This window comes from Pseudomonas sp. 43A, assembly GCF_013363935.1.
GTDB lineage: Bacteria > Pseudomonadota > Gammaproteobacteria > Pseudomonadales > Pseudomonadaceae > Aquipseudomonas > Aquipseudomonas crudilactis.
The window spans coordinates 5212110-5229132 of the sequence record NZ_CP054880.1; the positions used below are offsets into that span (position 1 = coordinate 5212110).

Below are 17023 nucleotides of genomic sequence, written 5' to 3' on the forward strand. Positions count from 1 at the left end.
CCAATGGGAGAAGGAGCCGACCGAGATGTCTGGCGCCATACATCGACCTAAAAATCGAGTCGATTATGGATTCACCAAAGCAACATCAGGTCGGTGTAACTCGCCAATCTCCCACGGTCAGTCCCCTTTCCCAATGGGAGAAGGAGCCGACCGAGATGTCTGGCGCCATACATCGACCTGAAAATCGAGTCGATTATGGATTCACCAAAGCAAGATCAGGTCGGTGTAACTCGCCAATCTCCCACGGTCAGTCCCCTCTCCCTCCGGGAGAGGGCTAGGGTGAGGGGCTTTTGAAGGCAAAACTCAAACCGAGAATTTGGCCACCATGCTGTTCAAATCCACCGCCAACCGCGACAACTCCTGACTCGCCGCACTGGTCTGATTGGCTCCCGCCGAGGTCTGCATCGCCAGATCACGAATATTCATCAGATTGCGATCCACCTCCCGAGCCACCGCTGCCTGCTCCTCCGAGGCACTGGCGATCACCAGGTTGCGCTCGTTGATCAGCGTGAACGCCGAGGCGATCTCTTCCAGTGCAGTCCCGGCCGCCTTGGCCAACTCCAGCGTCGAACGCGCCCGCACATTACTCTGCTGCATCGAACTGACCGCCGAATCGGTACCCTGCTGAATCCCACCGATCATCTGCTCGATTTCCTGGGTCGACTGCTGCGTGCGGTGAGCCAACGCCCGCACCTCATCCGCCACCACCGCAAACCCGCGCCCGGCATCACCGGCCCGCGCTGCCTCGATCGCAGCATTCAAAGCGAGCAGATTGGTCTGCTCGGCAATCGAACGAATCACATCCAGCACTTTGCTGATGCTGTAGACCTTCTGCGCCAGATCTTCCACCTGACTCGCATTGGCCGTCACATCATCGGCAAGCGATTCGATAGACAACACCGTTTGATGCACCTGCTCGCGGCCATGCTGGGCTATGCGATCGGATTCACGAGAAGCCTCGGAGGTGGCCACCGCATTGCTCGCCACCTCCTCCACCGCAGCCGTCATCTGATTGACCGCCGTGGCCGCCTGTTCGATCTCCAGGCTCTGCTGATGCAACCCGCGCGTAGCGTCTTCCGTGACGCAACTCAGCTCCTCCGACGCCGAGGCCAACTGGCTGGAGGACTCGGAGATTTGCCTAATCGTGTCGCGCAGGTTGTGTTGCATGCTCTTGAGCGCCTGCAGCAGTCGCGCCGGCTCGTCCTTGCCGCTGATGCTGATATCGCCGGTCAGATCACCACCGGCCACCACCTCGGCGACACCCAGCGATTGCGCCAGCGGCAGCACGATGCTGCGCGTCAGTAGCAGGGCCAGACCGATGGTGATCAGCGCAGTAACGCCGATCATCACCCCAACCCACACTCGCGAATTGATAAACACCAACCGCGCGGCTTCAGTGGCGAGATTGGCATTGTGTTTATTCAGCTCAACCAGTTCGCGTAAAAGCACTGCGATTTCATCGGCCAAAGGACTCATCTGCCCGTTGAGAATGGTCGCGGCCTCCTCGACCCGATTCTGTGCAGAGAGCTGCATGACCTGCGCCTGAAACTCCAGATACTGGTGCTCGGCGACCTTGAAACGGTCGAACAGCTTGCGCTCCTCGGGCAACACGATCAGCACGTCATAACGCTGCTGGGCTTCACTGAGTACATCGCGCAATTCATTAAGCTTGGCAACGTTTTGCTCGAGCGCCTGCGGATCACGATTGAGCAGCAGCCGCATGGTCAGCGCCCTCAGGCGCAGCATGTCCTGACTCATCTCACCGACCGCCATCACGCTCGGCAGCCAGTTGTTATCAACCTCGTCGGACTGCGCGCGCATGTTCGACATTTGCAATAAAGCGAACGCCCCAAGGGCAAATACCATCAGCGCCAACACGCCAAAACCGAGGCCGGCGCGCGGGGCGATATTGAGACTACGGATACTCATTGCTCTGGTTCCTTCCAAAAGCGCTGCATCAACCCTGCAGCTGGTTGCTTTAGAAGGTATCGGCCCGGCGAAAAAATGCGTAAGACCAAAATGTGATATCAAAAGGCCTTAATACTTCGAACCGAAGGCATTAACGATTCAGCGCGGTTTTGCCGGACTTGAACACCGTTCGCGGCAAGATAGCCAGGAAGTTATCTCTTGCGACCTTCTGCGCAATATTCTCCGGCAGCGCATCAAGGAAAGGCTTGAAGCTATGCATTTCCTGACCGAGCTTATTGAAACGCCCTACTACGTCGGAGCCGAGCATGAAGCGTTCCGGGTATTTTTCCACCAGCGCCAGCCACTCAGGACGCGGTTTGCCCTGCTCATCCAGCAGATACGGCGTGAGCATGCTCCAGGACAGGTCGATAAACAGGTTGGGATACGCCTCAAGCATGCGCGTCAGCGTGGGCAGCAAGAAACTCAGTTGCGTCTGATGTCGATGGATTTCAGCGCTGGTGCCGGCGTGAGCCCAAATGAATCGCGTGTGTGGGTGATTACGCAGCGGCTCTTCGATTTCCTTCAGGTACAGCGGATTTTTCTCAAGCTTGGAGGTGATGTTGGAATGCAGCATCACCGGCAGATCGTTCTCGGCGGCCAGATGATAGATCTTGGTCATGGCTTCGTTGTTGGCGCGCGGCGTATCGCCGGACGTCAGCGCCGTGAGGTCATCATGACGAGTGAACACCTCGCCAATGCCCTGCCACAGCCCCGGATACAGATCGAGCATGCGCTGGATGTGCGCGGCTGAATTCTTGTCGTTCGGGTTGAAGCCCGAGAGGAACGGATGAAAGTACGGGCGCTGCTCGGGTGACAGCTTCTGCACCGCATCGGCAACGATCACGTCGGTCGCACTGTACCAATAGGCATCGGCGTCATCGCCCGCGTAATAGCGCGGACGCTTGGGTTCGTCCTCATGCCATTTCTTCGCCACCGGAATCCCGGAAATCATCACATGCTCGACGGAACTGTCCTTCATGGCCGTCAGCAATTTCTCCATGCCCGCGCTTTCCTGGAAAAAATCCACGTAATGCAGGTGTGCATCGCTGTAGGTGTATTCGCGGGCGCTGACATTGCCGGCAAGCAGCAGAAGGCAGACAAGAATCAAACGATACAGGGACACAAGTAATCTCCAGGAAGTAGGCATAGCCTAGACCCCGCCCTGACGACAAGGGTTCATCCCGCAGGAAAGTGGAACGCGTACCGGTGGGAATGCTCTATAACTGCAAGGTCTTTTTTGATCGAACGACTTTTCCTACTGCCAGTGAGGTTCCCATGACCGTTACCGTCAATACCGTCTCCGCTGAAGGTTTCCGCCACACCGTACAGATTGATGATCACGAACTGTTTGCCGACGTGCCGAAATCGGCAGGCGGCGAAGGCTCGGCACCTGAGCCGCACGACTATTTCGATGCGGCCCTCGGCGCCTGCAAGGCACTGACCCTGAAGATGTACGCGAAGAAGAAAGACATCCCGCTGACCGGTGTCGGTGTCGACGTCAAACGCGACAACAGTGAGGAGCAGAAAGGCAAATACGTCCTGCACGTCACCCTCACTCTGAAAGGCGTGCTCACCGACGCCCAGCGCGAGGAACTGCTGCGCGTAGCCGATCGCTGCCCGATTCACAAGCTGATGACCACCAGCGAAGTGACGATCGAAACCCACGCCCCGCAAGGCTTTGATAGCCAGTAATCCTCCTGATGCCAGCGGCGGGTTATGCTTCTGGCATCACCCGCTCAGCCTGGAATGCACCATGGACACGCAACCTCTGATCATCCGCCCGCGCGCCGAGGACGTCGAAGGCCAGCCGATTCTGCGCCCGCTGCCGTCAGCCAAATGCCGCAGCGTCGGGCCTTTCGTGTTTTTCGACCACATGCTCGAGACGGTTTATCCGACGGGCAAGGGCATGAATATCCGACAGCACCCGCACATCGGTCTGTCGACCCTCACGTATTTGTTTGAAGGGCAGCTCCAGCACAAGGACAGCCTTGGCTCCGATCAGGTGGTCGGCGCTGGCGACGTCAGCTGGATGACTGCCGGCAGCGCGATTGCGCACGTTGAGCGCACGCCAGAGCCGCTGTGGGAGCAAAGCTTCACCATGCACGGTTTGCAAATCTGGCTGGCCTCGCCCAAGGAGCACGAGCAAGGTGCTGGGCATTACAGCCATCACCCTGCGGCGACCTTGCCGGTCAGCGATAACCTCGGCGTGCAGATTCGCATGATTGCCGGGTCAGGCTTTTGCCTGGAATCGCCGGTTCCGGTGCTCTCTCCTACGTTGTATGCGGAAGTGAAGATGCAAACGGCGACCACCCTGCTGATTCCGACAGAGCATGAAGAGCGAGCGGTTTATGTGCTGAGTGGGTATGCGCAACTGAACGGTGAAGCGCTTGAACCGCATGCGCTGGCGGTATTGCCGGCCGGGGAAGAGATGAGTCTGTTTGCCGAAAGTGATGTGCACGCGGTGGTGTTCGGCGGCGCGCCGTTGGACGGGCCTCGGCGGATCAACTGGAATTTTGTTGCAAGCGATCCGGCGGCGATCGATGAGGCACGGCGCAAATGGGCGGCCGGGGACTGGCCGACTGTGCCGGGGGAAGTTGAGCGGATCGAGTTGCCGCGTTAAGCCTTTACCCTCACCCCAGCCCTCTCCCGGAGGGAGAGGGAGCCGACCGAGGTGTCTGGCGTCATACATCGACCTGAAAAGTCTTGGTGATTATGGATTCACCCCGGGCACTTTCAGGTCGGCGTAATCCCTGAGCATCCCCCAATCAGTCCCCTCTCCCTCTGGGAGAGGGTTAGGGTGAGGGGCTCTTCGCTTTTCAGCCCTTGAACACTTCATCCAGCAAATCATGCATCGACTTGAACGCGCGCTTCGCCGTCTTCGCGTCGTACATCATCTTGCCCGGCACATTGGCATGCGGATCAGTAAACGAGTGCACCGCACCGCCGTAGCTCAACAACTGCCAATCCACGTTCGCCGCGTTCATCTCGTCTTCAAACGCCGGCAACTGCTCCTTCGGCACCAACGGGTCGGAAGCACCATGCAACACCAACACCGAGCCCTTGATGTTCTGCGCATCCGCCGGGTTCGGCGAATCCAGCGTACCGTGGAACGACACCGCCGCCTTCACCGGCGCCCCCGTGCGAGCCAGATCCAGCGCACAGCAACCACCAAAGCAGAAACCGAACACCGCCAGTTTCGACGTATCAACCGCCGCTTCGCCTTGCTTCTGCAGTTGATCGAACGCCGCCTGCATACGCTTGCGCAGCAACGCACGGTCATCCTTCAACGGCATCATTGCCGCGCCAGCCTGGTCAGCATTCTGCGGACGTACAGCCTGACCGTAGACGTCAGCGATCAACACCACGTAGCCCTCGGCCGCGACCGACTTGGCGATCTCTTCAGCGCCAGCGCTGACACCCATCCAGTTCGGCGCCATCAACAAACCCGGCAGCGCCCCCTTGTGCTCGGCGTCGAACGCCAGACGACCTTCATAAGGCTGGCCGTCAATCTGATAGACCACGGAACGTACAGTGACTTGGCTCATTTCTGACTCCAGATTGGTTAAACACCAGAATGAAAAAACCCGCCGAAGCGGGTTTTTCTACGACTTGGTTAAACCGACAGTTCAACCAGCAGCTTGTTCAGACGGCGCACATACGCGGCCGGATCCTTCAAGCTGTCGCCAGCAGCCAGGGCTGCCTGATCGAAGAGAATGTGCGACAGATCGCCAAAACGCTCTTCGCTCTGCTCGCCATCGAGTTTCTCGATCAGCGGGTGGCTCGGGTTGAATTCGAAGATCGGCTTGGAATCCGGAACCTTCTGCCCGCTGGCTTCGAGGATCTGGCGCATTTGCAGACCCAGGTCCTGCTCGCCGATGGCCAGAATCGCCGGCGAATCGGTCAGACGATGCGATACGCGAACTTCAGCCACGGAATCGCCCAGCGCGGTTTTCAGACGCTCAACCAGACCTTCTTTGGACTTGGCGACTTCTTCCGCGGCTTTCTTGTCCTCTTCCGAGTCCAGGTTGCCCAGATCGAGGTCACCACGTGCCACGTCGACAAAGGTCTTGCCGTCGAACTCGCTGAGGTAGCTCATCAGCCACTCGTCGATGCGGTCGGTCAGCAGCAGCACTTCGATGCCTTTCTTGCGGAAGACTTCCAGGTGCGGGCTGTTCTTGACCTGCGCGTAGGTTTCGCCGGTGAGGTAGTAGATCTTGTCCTGACCTTCCTTGGCGCGCGCCAGGTAGTCGGCCAGACCGACGATCTGCTCGCCGTCGTCGCCGTTGGTCGATGCGAACCGCAACAGACCGGCAATTTTCTCTTTGTTGGCGAAGTCTTCTGCCGGGCCTTCTTTCATGACCTGACCGAAGTTCTTCCAGAAGCCCTTGTATTGCTCAGGCTCGTTTTTCGCCAGTTTTTCCAGCATGTCGAGCACGCGCTTGGTCAGCGCGGTCTTCATCGAATCGATGATCGGGTCTTTCTGCAGGATCTCGCGCGACACGTTCAGCGACAGGTCGTTGGAGTCGACCACACCTTTGATGAAGCGCAGGTACAGCGGCAGGAACGACTCGGCCTGATCCATCACGAACACACGCTGCACGTAAAGCTTCAGGCCCTTCGGCGCTTCACGCTGGTACAGGTCGAACGGTGCGCGGGCCGGCACGTACAGCAGCGAGCTGTATTCGAGCTTGCCTTCGACTTTGTTGTGGCTCCAGGCCAGCGGGTTTTCAAAGTCGTGAGCGATGTGTTTGTAGAACTCCTGGTATTCCTCGTCCTTCACTTCAGTGCGAGGGCGAGTCCACAGGGCGCTGGCGCGGTTGACGGTTTCCCATTCAGCGGCAGGAGCCTCTTCGCCTTCGGCAGCAGCCGCTTCTTTCGGCAACTCGATCGGCAGCGCGATGTGGTCGGAGTACTTCTTGATGATGTTGCGCAGACGCCAGCCATCAGCAAACTCGTCTTCCGCGGCTTTCAGGTGCAGGACGATGCGGGTGCCGCGTTCTGGTTTTTCGATGGTGGCGACTTCGAACTCGCCCTCGCCTTTCGACGACCAGTGCACGCCTTCGCTGGCCGGAGTGCCGGCGCGGCGGGAGTACACATCAACCTGGTCGGCAACGATGAAGGCAGAGTAGAAGCCGACACCGAACTGGCCGATCAGGTGTGAATCCTTTTTCTGATCGCCCGAAAGATTCTTCATGAAATCCGCGGTGCCGGATTTGGCGATGGTCCCCAGGTGGGTGATCACATCGTCACGGTTCATGCCGATACCGTTGTCTTCGAGGGTGACGGTTTTGGCGTCCTTGTCGAAGCTCACACGGATTTTCAGATCAGCGCCACCCTCGAGCAACTCTGGCTTGGCCAGGGCTTCGAAGCGCAGCTTGTCGACAGCGTCAGAGGCGTTCGAGATCAATTCGCGAAGGAAGATTTCCTTGTTGGAATACAGCGAATGGATCATGAGGTGCAGCAGCTGCTTTACCTCGGTCTGGAAGCCCAGGGTTTCCTTTTGAGTTTCCACACTCATGGTCATCAAACTCCAATCAGATGGCAGTGGCCGCGACCCGAAATGGTCGGCGGCGGGTTGTCTTGTGAGTTTGGGGCGCTGTTCAGGATTTCAAGGGCTCATCGATTTTGAAGTGCGCACGGGCGGTGGCAATCGGTTCGCTTTCGGTGCTTTGCCAGGCGGTGATGGCGACGTTGGCGACGCGGCGGCCCTGGCGGCAGACCTGACACTTGGCCCAGGTATCGCGGAATTGCCCGGCGCGCAGGTAATCGAGGGAAAAATCGATAATCTTCGGCACACCGGGCGCACCGGTGAAAATCAACAGATGCAGGGCGGCGGCCAGTTCCATGAATCCGGCGATCACCCCGCCATGGATCGCCGGCAATAAAGGGTTACCAATGTTGTCCTTGTTCGCCGGCAGCTTGAACAGCAGTTCATCACCGACTCGCGAGCATTCAATGCCGATCAGCCCGGCGTAGGGAATCAACTGCAACAGCGGCGCGTAGTCGCCGTGAATGTGAGCCTGCTGCAACTGCTGCTTCAAGTCATCGCTCATTGCCCTTCTCCCTTGATCGCGCCGCCAAAGCCCTTAGTGCCTTTGAGGCCCTTGCCCATGCGCATGAACGTACCGACCACATGGGCGATGGGCTGCTCGGGGTCATCTTGGTAAGCGAAGCCACGGGCAAAGATCACATCGGTGGTTACGCGGTAGCACTGGGCGAATCCGTACACCGCTTTGTTCGGCTCGGCGGCGTGCATGTAATCGATGCGCAGGTCGAGGGTCGGGCAGACCTCGAACTCCGGCAGCACGCACAACGTCGACATGCCACAGGCGGTGTCCATCAACGCCGTAATCGCGCCGCCATGGATCACGCCGGTTTCCGGGTTACCGACTATTTGCGGGCTGTACGGCAAGATTACGGTGAGCCCTTCACTTGAGGCGCTATGCACCTGCAAACCCAGTACCTGACAGTGACGCAACGCCGATAAAAATCGCGTTGCACGCTCAAAAACGCTGTTCTCGGCCATTTGATAATTACTCTCGTTAGAGCCTTTTGCCAGTAGCAAGCAAAACAGCAAAAGTTCCGTGTAAAAACAAACTTATATATCTGAAAGAAATGAGGAACTTAACCTGTAGCGCCGAGTTCTTAAGGCCAGTAGTTATTTTCCATAAGGAGAAACACCCCATGCGTAAGACTTTTGCTATTGCCTTGATGTTGACCGCTTCCCTCGGTCTCGCTGCCTGCGATAAAAAATCCGAGGACAAAGCTCAAGATGCCAACCAACATGCTGAACAAGCTCAGCAAGACATGAACAAAGCTCAGGATAAAGTGAACGACGCTGCGAAAGAAAACGCCGAAGCTGCCAAAGCTCAGGCTGAATCGAACGCCGCTGCTCAAGAAGAAGCTGCCAAGAAGCAATAATTCGCTTTTTGCTGCAGAAAAAAGAAAACCCGCCAAGTGCGGGTTTTCTTTTGCCTGTCATTTAGCGCCAGGCTCTCCTTAGAGCAAGACAGTTCTAAAAGTCGGACTAATCATCAGTAACAGCGAGCACAGTACGCCAACTACCCAAACCAGGCTGCGCAGCTTGGGCTGGTCGGCCAGATAGAGCCACAAGTAGAGGATCCGCGCGATAACAAAAACGATTGCCAATGTATCGATCAGCCATCCTGCCGTTTGAGTGGTGTGCGCCATCAACACACCGACCGCAAACAACATGAACGCTTCAATCGTATTCTGATGCGCCGCCAGCGCTCGCGCGCCGTAACCGGTCAGTTGCGCTTGTTGCTGGCGCGGCAAGTGGTTGTTGTAACCGCCCTGTTCTTTCATCGCCTTGCCCACCGGCATACGCGCGATATAAATCAACAGCGCAGTGATAAACACACACCAGAACGGAATACTCATCAAGCGACCTCTTTGTTTGTTTCGGGAAGGGGGGCTTCTGTAGGGGTATAGACCATGACATCGAGAACGTCGGAATGAAACTCGCGGCGGTACAAGACCAATACCACACCGGCGCTCATCAGCATGAACAGCCACGGGCTGACGAACCACGCCAGCATGGTCATGCCGAAGTAGTAAGAGCGCAGCCCGAAGTTAAACTGGTTGGCCGCCATCGAAATCACCCGCGCCGCCCGCGCAGCGAACGCCTTGCGCTCCTGTTCGGAAACATGTCGCTCACCGATCATTGGCGCCGAGCCAACCAACACGGCCGCGAAGTTGTACTGACGCATGCACCAACTGAAGGTGAAGAAGGCATAGACGAACACCATCGCCAGACACAGCAACTTGATTTCCGACATGCCCTGCGACGCCTGCTGCACCATCGGGATGTCTGCCAGCAACGACACCGCCCGCTCGGATGCACCGAGCACGGTAAGAATACCGGCGAGGATGATCAGCGTGCTGGAAGCGAAGAAGGAGGCATTGCGTTCCAGATTGCCGATCACACTGGCATCGGCAATGCGGTTGTCGCGCAGCAGCATGCGGCGCATCCAGTCTTCACGGTACAAGTGCAGCACGCTGGCCAGGCACGCTGTATCGCGCCCCTTCCAGGAGGCATAACGGGTATAACCGCCCCAGCAGATGACAAACCAGATGGCGGCGAGCAAGTGAATCAGGTTGGCTTGGATGAACGACATGCAATTCCTTGTGAGATGCGGATGTTGTACCTGTAGGAGTGAGCCTGCTCGCGATAGCGGTGTGTCAGCCGTCATCAATGTTGCGCGATACGCCGCTTTCGCGAGCAGGCTCGCTCCCACATTGAGATTTCGGCAATCCTTCGACGTTAGCCTAGGGAAAAAGACACTGCCTGACGCACATAAAAAATGCCCCGTATCGATTGATACGGGGCATTTCTGTTTAAACGTTGAAGACCCGCTTTTGGCGGGTCAGACAACGTCAGGCAACGGCTTCGCTGCGCTTGCCCAGCAGGCGATCGCAAACCACCGCGACAACCAGGGTCATCACGCACGGCACCAGCCATGCCAGGCCCTGCTCGCTCAGCGGCAGGTGCGACAGTTGCGATGGCATCCAGCCGGCCAGACCAGCGCCTTTCAGCGCGTCGATGGTGCCGAACACGAACGACACCAGCATCACCGGGCCGAGAATCCGGCCGTGCTCATGCCAGAAGTCTTTGCAGAAGCTCAGCGCCACCAGCACGATGCACGGCGGATAGATCGCGGTCAGCACCGGGATCGAGAAAGCAATCAGCTTGGTCAGGCCCAGGTTGGACACCAGCAGCGAGAACGCCGCCAGAATGATCACCAGAGTCTTGTAGGACAGTGGCAACACACGGCTGAAGTATTCGGCACAGGCACAAGTCAGACCGACCGCCGTCACCAGACACGCCAGCGAGATCAGCACCGCGAGGAAACCGCTGCCCAGCGAACCGAAGGTGTGTTGCACATACGCATGCAATACCGCCGCGCCGTTGGTCGCGCCTGCTGCCACTTCGTGACTGCCGGAACCGAGGCGGAACAGGCTGACGTAAACCAGCGCCAGACCGACACCGGCAATCAGGCCGGCGATGATCGCGTAACGGGTGATCAGCGCCGGCGACTCGACGCCACGGGAGCGGATCGCGTTAACGATGACGATGCCGAACACCAGTGCACCCAGGGTATCCATGGTCAGGTAACCATTGATGAACCCTTGAGAGAACGGTGCCGCCACGTATTCCGGCGTGCCGTGGCCGATGTCACCCGCCGGCAAGGCGAATGCAGCGATACCCAGCACTGCCAGCGCGATGATTTTCAACGGCGCGAGGAAGCGGCCAACAGTGTCCAGCAAACGCCCTGGGTAGAGCGAGATGAAGAACACCAGCAGGAAGTACACCGAACTGTAGAGGAACAGCGCCAGCGGGCTTTCGCCGGTCAGCGGCGCCAGACCCACTTCAAACGATACGGTCGCGGTACGCGGGGTGGCGAACAACGGGCCGACCGCCAGATAGCACGCCGCCGCCAGAATGCCGCCAGCGATCTTGCCGATCGGGCTGCTCAGCGCATCCATTGCCCCACCGACCTTGGCCAGTGCAACGACGGTGATCACCGGCAGACCGACCGCAGTGATCAGGAAGCCCAGCGCGGCCATCCAGACGTGAGGTCCGGCCTGCAAGCCAACGATCGGCGGGAAAATGATGTTTCCAGCCCCAACGAACAGGGCAAATGTCATAAAGCCAAGTGCCAGGATGTCCTGACCTTTCAAAACTTTCATTAAGGTAATACCACACTACTGAATCGGAATTTAGAGGGGGATTGCCCTGTGTAATTAGGGAAATGCTGTCGATCCGTATGGGACTGACCCTTAAAGCGCGTTGCATGCCTTGTGGGCGGCAGACGCAAAAATGGCTGCTAGCCTAACGAATTTGACTTACAAACGCACTGTTAGAGGGCGAACTATCCGATACGCGACGTTTCCGTGTCGCGTTTTTGCATGTAATTGGGGGCAAGCCTATAAATCAGCGAATGCCAGAAACGACAAAGGCCACCCGAAGGTGGCCTTTGTTTGGTGAAGCGTCAGCTAAGCGCGAGGCTTACTTGACAGCCCAACCGGTCAGCTCGGCCAGGGCCTTGCCGATGTCTGCCAGCGAACGCACGGTTTTAACGCCTGCGTCTTGCAGCGCAGCGAATTTCTCGTCTGCAGTGCCTTTGCCGCCAGAGATGATTGCGCCAGCATGGCCCATGCGCTTGCCCGGAGGAGCAGTCACACCAGCGATGTAGGAAACAACCGGCTTGGTCACGTGTGCCTTGATGTAGGCAGCCGCTTCTTCTTCAGCCGAACCGCCGATCTCACCGATCATCACGATCGCTTCGGTCTTCGGGTCTTCCTGGAACAGCTTCAGGATGTCGATGAAGTTCGAACCCGGGATCGGGTCACCACCGATGCCGACGCAAGTCGACTGACCGAAACCGGCGTCAGTAGTCTGCTTCACAGCTTCGTAGGTCAGGGTGCCGGAACGCGAAACGATACCGACCTTGCCTGGCAAGTGAATGTGACCTGGCATGATGCCGATCTTGCACTCGCCCGGAGTGATAACGCCTGGGCAGTTAGGGCCGATCAGGACTACGCCCAGCTCGTCGCACTTAACTTTAGCGTCCAGCATGTCCAGGGTAGGAATGCCTTCGGTGATGCAAACGATCAGCTTGATGCCGCCGAATGCCGCTTCCAGGATCGAATCTTTGCAGAAAGGAGCCGGAACGTAGATAACGGAGGCGGTAGCGCCAGTGGCTTCTACTGCATCTTTGACGGTGTTGAACACTGGCAGACCCAGGTGCTCGGTGCCGCCTTTGCCAGGCGTTACGCCACCAACCATCTTGGTGCCGTATTCGATGGCTTGCTGGGTGTGGAAACTACCTTGCGAACCGGTAATACCCTGGCAGATAACTTTGGTGTCTTTATTGATCAGGACGCTCATTATTTGCCCTCCGCAGCTTTGACAACTTGTTGAGCAGCGTCGGTCAGGCTGGTAGCAGCGATGATGTTCAAACCGCTTTCTGCCAGTACTTTAGCGCCCAGCTCAGCGTTGTTGCCTTCAAGGCGAACAACAACCGGGATTTTCACGCCGACTTCTTTCACAGCGCCGATGATGCCTTCGGCAATCATGTCGCAGCGAACGATGCCGCCGAAGATGTTGACCAGTACTGCAGCGACGTTGGTGTCGGACAGAATGATCTTGAACGCTTCAGTTACGCGTTCTTTGGTAGCGCCACCACCTACGTCGAGGAAGTTTGCTGGCTTGCCGCCATGCAGGTTGACGATGTCCATGGTACCCATGGCCAGGCCAGCACCGTTGACCATGCAGCCGATGTTGCCTTCCAGTGCTACGTAGTTCAGTTCGAACTTGGCAGCGTGCGCTTCGCGCGGATCGTCTTGCGACGGATCGTGGAAAGTCTTCAGCTTAGGCTGACGGTACATGGCGTTGGCGTCGATGTTGATCTTGGCGTCCAGGCAGTGCAGATCGCCGTCAGCCTTGATCACCAGCGGGTTCACTTCCAGCAGAGCCAGGTCGTGATCCTTGAACAGCTTGGCCAGACCTACGAAGATCTTGGCGAACTGAGCAACCTGCTTGCCTTCCAGACCCAGCTGGAATGCCAGCTCGCGACCCTGGAATGGCTGAGCGCCAACCAGTGGATCGATAGTGGCCTTGAGAATTTTTTCTGGAGTGTCGTGAGCGATTTTCTCGATGTCCACGCCACCTTCGGTGGAAGCCATGAACACGATGCGACGGCTCGAACGGTCAACGACAGCGCCCAGGTACAGCTCTTTAGCGATATCAGTGCACGATTCAACCAGGATCTTGGTGACTGGCTGGCCATTGGCGTCAGTCTGGTAAGTCACCAGACGCTTGCCCAGCCACTGCTGTGCGAAGGCTTTGGCGTCTTCTTTGCTGCGAACCAGCTTGACGCCGCCCGCTTTACCGCGACCACCGGCGTGGACCTGGGCTTTGACAACCCACTCGCTGCCGCCGATTTTGTCGCAAGCTTCTGCTGCTGCTTCCGGGGTGTCTACTGCGTAACCAGTGGAAACTGGCAGGCCGTATTCAGCGAACAGCTGCTTACCCTGATACTCGTGAAGATTCATGCTTTTTACCGTCTTCGTTAGGTACTGCGCATTCGGCGCTGCGCTCGTTTGAGTGCCGCGCCACCTGTGACTGCTGCTTGCGTAGCTGAGCTACGCAAGACTGCGTCCAGCGGACATTCCGCGGTGAGACTTGCTCGCAAGGCTCACGACGGGCCGTTACCGCCGTGGTTTCTTATTGTCTGTTAACGCTTTTTGCGGTTGGCAATGTGGATGGCGCCGCCATTCACAGCCAGAGCAGCTTCGTGCAAGGCTTCAGACAGGGTCGGATGGGAGAAAACCATCATGCCCAGGTCTTCAGCGCTGGTGCCGAATTCCATACCGATCGCGCCCTGCTGAACCAGTTCTGCAGCGCTCGGGCCAATCACGTGCACGCCCAATACGCGGTCAGTCTTGGCATCAGCGATGACCTTGACGAAACCACCGGTATCGTTGGCGGCCATGGCACGGCCGGAAGCGGCGAACGGGAAGGTACCGACGTTAACTTCAACGCCTTCAGCTTTCAAGGCCTGCTCGGTTTTGCCAACCCACGCGATTTCCGGGTGAGTATAAATAACCGAAGGGATCAGGTCATAGTTCATCTGGGCTTTGTGGCCCTTGATGCGCTCGACAACCATGATGCCTTCTTCCGAAGCTTTGTGAGCCAGCATCATGCCGCGAACCACGTCACCGATGGCGAAAACGCCCGGTACGGTGGTCGCGCAGTGATCGTCAACGTGCACGAAACCGCGCTCGTCGAGGGTCACGCCGCTGTCGGAAGCCAGCAGATCAGTGGTCACCGGACGGCGACCAACGGCTACGATCAGCTTGTCGAAAGTGATGGTCTGTTCGCCGTTGGCATCGGTGTAGTTCACAACGACTTCGTCGCCGTTGACTTTCGAGCCGGTTACGCGAGCGCCCAGTTTGATGTCCAGACCTTGTTTGGTCAGGGTTTTCAGCGCTTCCTTGGAAACAGCGGTGTCCGCTGCCATCAGGAAAGTGTCCAGTGCTTCCAGGACAACCACTTCAGAACCCAGACGCGACCACACCGAACCCAGTTCCAGACCGATCACGCCAGCGCCGATCACGCCCAGACGCTTAGGTACGGTCTGGAATTCCAGTGCGCCAGTCGAATCGACGATGACTTTCTGATCAACCGGAGCCGGTGGAATGTCGATCGGGCGCGAACCTGGAGCCAGGATCACGTTTTCAGCTTCGATGACTTCAACCGAGCCGTCTGGCTTGGTGACTTCGACTTTCTTGCCAGCCAGCAGTTTGCCGTGGCCCTGGATCGAAGTAACGCCGTTGGCCTTGAACAGGGTAGCAACGCCGCCGGTCAGGTTCTTGACGATGCCAGCCTTGCGGCCAACCATCGCAGCGACGTCCATTTTGACTTCGCCAGTCGAGATACCGTGAACGTTGAAGCTTTCTTTCGCTTCCTTGTATTTCCAGGAGCTGTCGAGCAGTGCCTTGGAAGGAATGCAGCCCACGTTCAGGCAGGTGCCGCCCAGGGCTTGCTTGCCTTCAGCGTCGGTGTACTTCTCGATGCAGGCAGTGGTCAGACCCAACTGCGCCGCCTTGATGGCAGCCACGTAGCCACCAGGGCCAGCACCGATCACTACTACGTCAAATTTCTGCGACATTCAAAAAATCCTCTTTAGCGAAAAGCTTCAAGCCGCGCGCTCCAAGCCAAGCTGCCCTTTCCTGCAACTTGAAACCTGAAGCCCGCGACTGCTTCTATCAGATATCCAGCAACAGACGAGCCGGATCTTCCAGCAGGTTCTTGATGGTCACCAGGAAAGTCACAGCTTCTTTGCCATCGATCAGACGGTGATCGTAGGACAGTGCCAAGTACATCATCGGACGGATAACGACCTGACCGTTGATGGCCATAGGACGCTGGATGATGTTGTGCATGCCCAGAATCGCTGCCTGCGGCGGGTTGACGATCGGGGTCGACATCATCGAACCGAAGGTACCACCGTTGGTGATGGTGAAGGTACCACCGGTCATCTCGTCCATCGACAGTTTGCCGTCACGGGCTTTTTTGCCGAATGTTGCGATGCCGCCTTCGATTTCAGCCAGGCTCATCAGTTCGGCGTTACGCAGAACCGGAACAACCAGGCCACGGTCGCTGGAAACGGCAACGCCGATGTCCGCGTAGCCGTGGTAAACGATGTCGCCGCCGTCGATCGACGCGTTGACAGCCGGGAAGCGTTTCAGCGCTTCGGTAGCAGCCTTGACGAAGAACGACATGAAGCCCAGGCGTACGCCATTGTGGGACTTCTCGAACAGGTCCTTGTACTTCGAACGCAGGGCCATGACTTCAGTCATGTCGACTTCGTTGAAAGTGGTCAGCATCGCCATGTTCGACTGAGCTTCAACCAGACGCTTGGCCACGGTGGCGCGAACGCGGGTCATCGGTACGCGCTTCTCGATGCGGTCGCCAGCGGCGAATACAGGAGCGGCGGCCGAAGGAGCAGCAGCCTTGGCAGGCGCGGCAGCCGGAGCGGCTTTCTTGGCAGCAACAGCAGCAACCACGTCTTCCTTGGTCACACGACCGCCTTTGCCGGTGCCGGCAACGGAAGCGATGTTGATGCCGTTTTCTTCAGCCAGCTTGCGCGCAGCAGGAGCAGCAACAGGATCGTCTTCGCCTTCAGCAGCAGCCGGGGCAGCGGCAGCAGCGGCCGGAGCAGCAGCGGCGGCTGGAGCTGCGGCAGCAGCGCCGCCCGCTTCGATGGAGCCCAGCACTTCGTCGGACAGAACGGTGTCGCCTTCGTTCTTGACGATTGCGCCCAGCACGCCATCAGCGGTAGCCAGAACTTCCAGTACGACTTTGTCAGTTTCGATGTCGACGATCAGGTCGTCGCGCTTGACAGCGTCGCCCGGTTTTTTGTGCCAGGTGGCAACGGTGCCATCGGCAACCGATTCCGGGAAAGTGGGGGCTTTGATCTCGATAGCCATTATCTGTGGTTCCTTAAATTCGGTTTCAGGTGCGCGA

16 protein-coding genes are annotated in these 17023 nt (G+C 57.9%); 3 read left to right on the forward strand and 13 right to left on the reverse strand.

Annotated elements, in window-relative coordinates; genetic code table 11:
• Nucleotides 1–303: 303 nt before the first annotated feature.
• Both HUW52_RS22745 and HUW52_RS22750 read right to left on the reverse strand, forming a co-directional pair.
• Nucleotides 304–1929: a methyl-accepting chemotaxis protein gene (locus tag HUW52_RS22745; protein WP_016986399.1), complete on the reverse strand. Its 1626-nt coding sequence runs from the start codon at nt 1927–1929 to the stop codon at nt 304–306.
• Nucleotides 1930–2059: 130 nt separating this feature from the next.
• Nucleotides 2060–3115, reverse strand: coding sequence for an amidohydrolase family protein (locus HUW52_RS22750; RefSeq protein ID WP_256667862.1), 1056 nt, complete (start codon nt 3113–3115; stop codon nt 2060–2062).
• Nucleotides 3116–3243: 128 nt separating this feature from the next.
• Here HUW52_RS22750 and HUW52_RS22755 point away from each other — a divergent pair, with 128 nt between their 5' ends.
• Together HUW52_RS22755 and HUW52_RS22760 are read left to right on the forward strand one after the other, a co-directional pair.
• Nucleotides 3244–3660, forward strand: coding sequence for an OsmC family protein (locus HUW52_RS22755; protein ID WP_008082948.1), 417 nt, complete (start codon nt 3244–3246; stop codon nt 3658–3660).
• Between the two features lie 61 nt (nt 3661–3721).
• Nucleotides 3722–4588 (forward strand): pirin family protein, encoded by an 867-nt coding sequence (locus HUW52_RS22760; protein WP_175554968.1) that lies wholly within the window; start codon nt 3722–3724, stop codon nt 4586–4588.
• A gap of 196 nt (nt 4589–4784) precedes the next feature.
• Here the strand turns inward: HUW52_RS22760 and HUW52_RS22765 are convergent, their stop codons facing one another.
• From HUW52_RS22765 to HUW52_RS22780, 4 genes are all read right to left on the reverse strand, one after another.
• Complete coding sequence (locus tag HUW52_RS22765; RefSeq protein ID WP_175554969.1) at nt 4785–5513, reverse strand: dienelactone hydrolase family protein; 729 nt, start codon at nt 5511–5513, stop codon at nt 4785–4787.
• Nucleotides 5514–5581: 68 nt separating this feature from the next.
• Nucleotides 5582–7486, reverse strand: a complete 1905-nt coding sequence (gene htpG / locus HUW52_RS22770) for a molecular chaperone HtpG (protein ID WP_175554970.1) — start codon at nt 7484–7486, stop codon at nt 5582–5584.
• Between the two features lie 82 nt (nt 7487–7568).
• Nucleotides 7569–8021, reverse strand: a complete 453-nt coding sequence (locus HUW52_RS22775; protein ID WP_175554971.1) for a PaaI family thioesterase — start codon at nt 8019–8021, stop codon at nt 7569–7571.
• Nucleotides 8018–8494 carry a PaaI family thioesterase gene (locus HUW52_RS22780; RefSeq protein ID WP_016987870.1) on the reverse strand — a complete coding sequence of 159 codons (477 nt, stop codon included), beginning with the start codon at nt 8492–8494 and terminating at the stop codon, nt 8018–8020. The genes HUW52_RS22775 and HUW52_RS22780 overlap by 4 nt, the downstream gene beginning before the upstream one ends.
• A 158-nt stretch (nt 8495–8652) precedes the next feature.
• Between HUW52_RS22780 and HUW52_RS22785 the strand changes: the two genes are divergently transcribed.
• Nucleotides 8653–8889, forward strand: a complete 237-nt coding sequence (locus HUW52_RS22785) for a hypothetical protein (protein ID WP_007919867.1) — start codon at nt 8653–8655, stop codon at nt 8887–8889.
• A gap of 78 nt (nt 8890–8967) precedes the next feature.
• On the opposite strand, the gene HUW52_RS22790 is transcribed toward HUW52_RS22785, so the two are convergent.
• The 7 genes from HUW52_RS22790 to odhB form a co-directional block, all read right to left on the reverse strand.
• The gene (locus HUW52_RS22790; RefSeq protein ID WP_007919869.1) at nt 8968–9369 is read right to left on the reverse strand and encodes an MAPEG family protein; all 402 of its coding nucleotides are present in this window, start codon (nt 9367–9369) and stop codon (nt 8968–8970) included.
• Nucleotides 9369–10106, reverse strand: a complete 738-nt coding sequence (locus tag HUW52_RS22795; protein ID WP_016987869.1) for a DUF599 domain-containing protein — start codon at nt 10104–10106, stop codon at nt 9369–9371. Before HUW52_RS22795 ends, HUW52_RS22790 begins: the two co-directional genes overlap by 1 nt.
• 259 nt (nt 10107–10365) lie before the next feature.
• Nucleotides 10366–11679 (reverse strand): branched-chain amino acid transport system II carrier protein, encoded by a 1314-nt coding sequence (brnQ, locus tag HUW52_RS22800; RefSeq protein ID WP_016987868.1) that lies wholly within the window; start codon nt 11677–11679, stop codon nt 10366–10368.
• 319 nt (nt 11680–11998) lie between these two features.
• Nucleotides 11999–12880, reverse strand: a complete 882-nt coding sequence (gene sucD, locus HUW52_RS22805) for a succinate--CoA ligase subunit alpha (protein ID WP_008082972.1) — start codon at nt 12878–12880, stop codon at nt 11999–12001.
• Entirely contained in the window at nt 12880–14046 is a 1167-nt protein-coding gene (gene sucC / locus HUW52_RS22810; RefSeq protein WP_007919879.1) for an ADP-forming succinate--CoA ligase subunit beta, read from the reverse strand. The genes sucD and sucC overlap by 1 nt, the downstream gene beginning before the upstream one ends.
• 182 nt (nt 14047–14228) lie before the next feature.
• Nucleotides 14229–15665: a dihydrolipoyl dehydrogenase gene (gene lpdA / locus HUW52_RS22815; protein ID WP_034156249.1), complete on the reverse strand. Its 1437-nt coding sequence runs from the start codon at nt 15663–15665 to the stop codon at nt 14229–14231.
• Between the two features lie 97 nt (nt 15666–15762).
• Nucleotides 15763–16986 (reverse strand): 2-oxoglutarate dehydrogenase complex dihydrolipoyllysine-residue succinyltransferase, encoded by a 1224-nt coding sequence (odhB, locus tag HUW52_RS22820; protein ID WP_103307282.1) that lies wholly within the window; start codon nt 16984–16986, stop codon nt 15763–15765.
• Nucleotides 16987–17023: the final 37 nt, after the last annotated feature.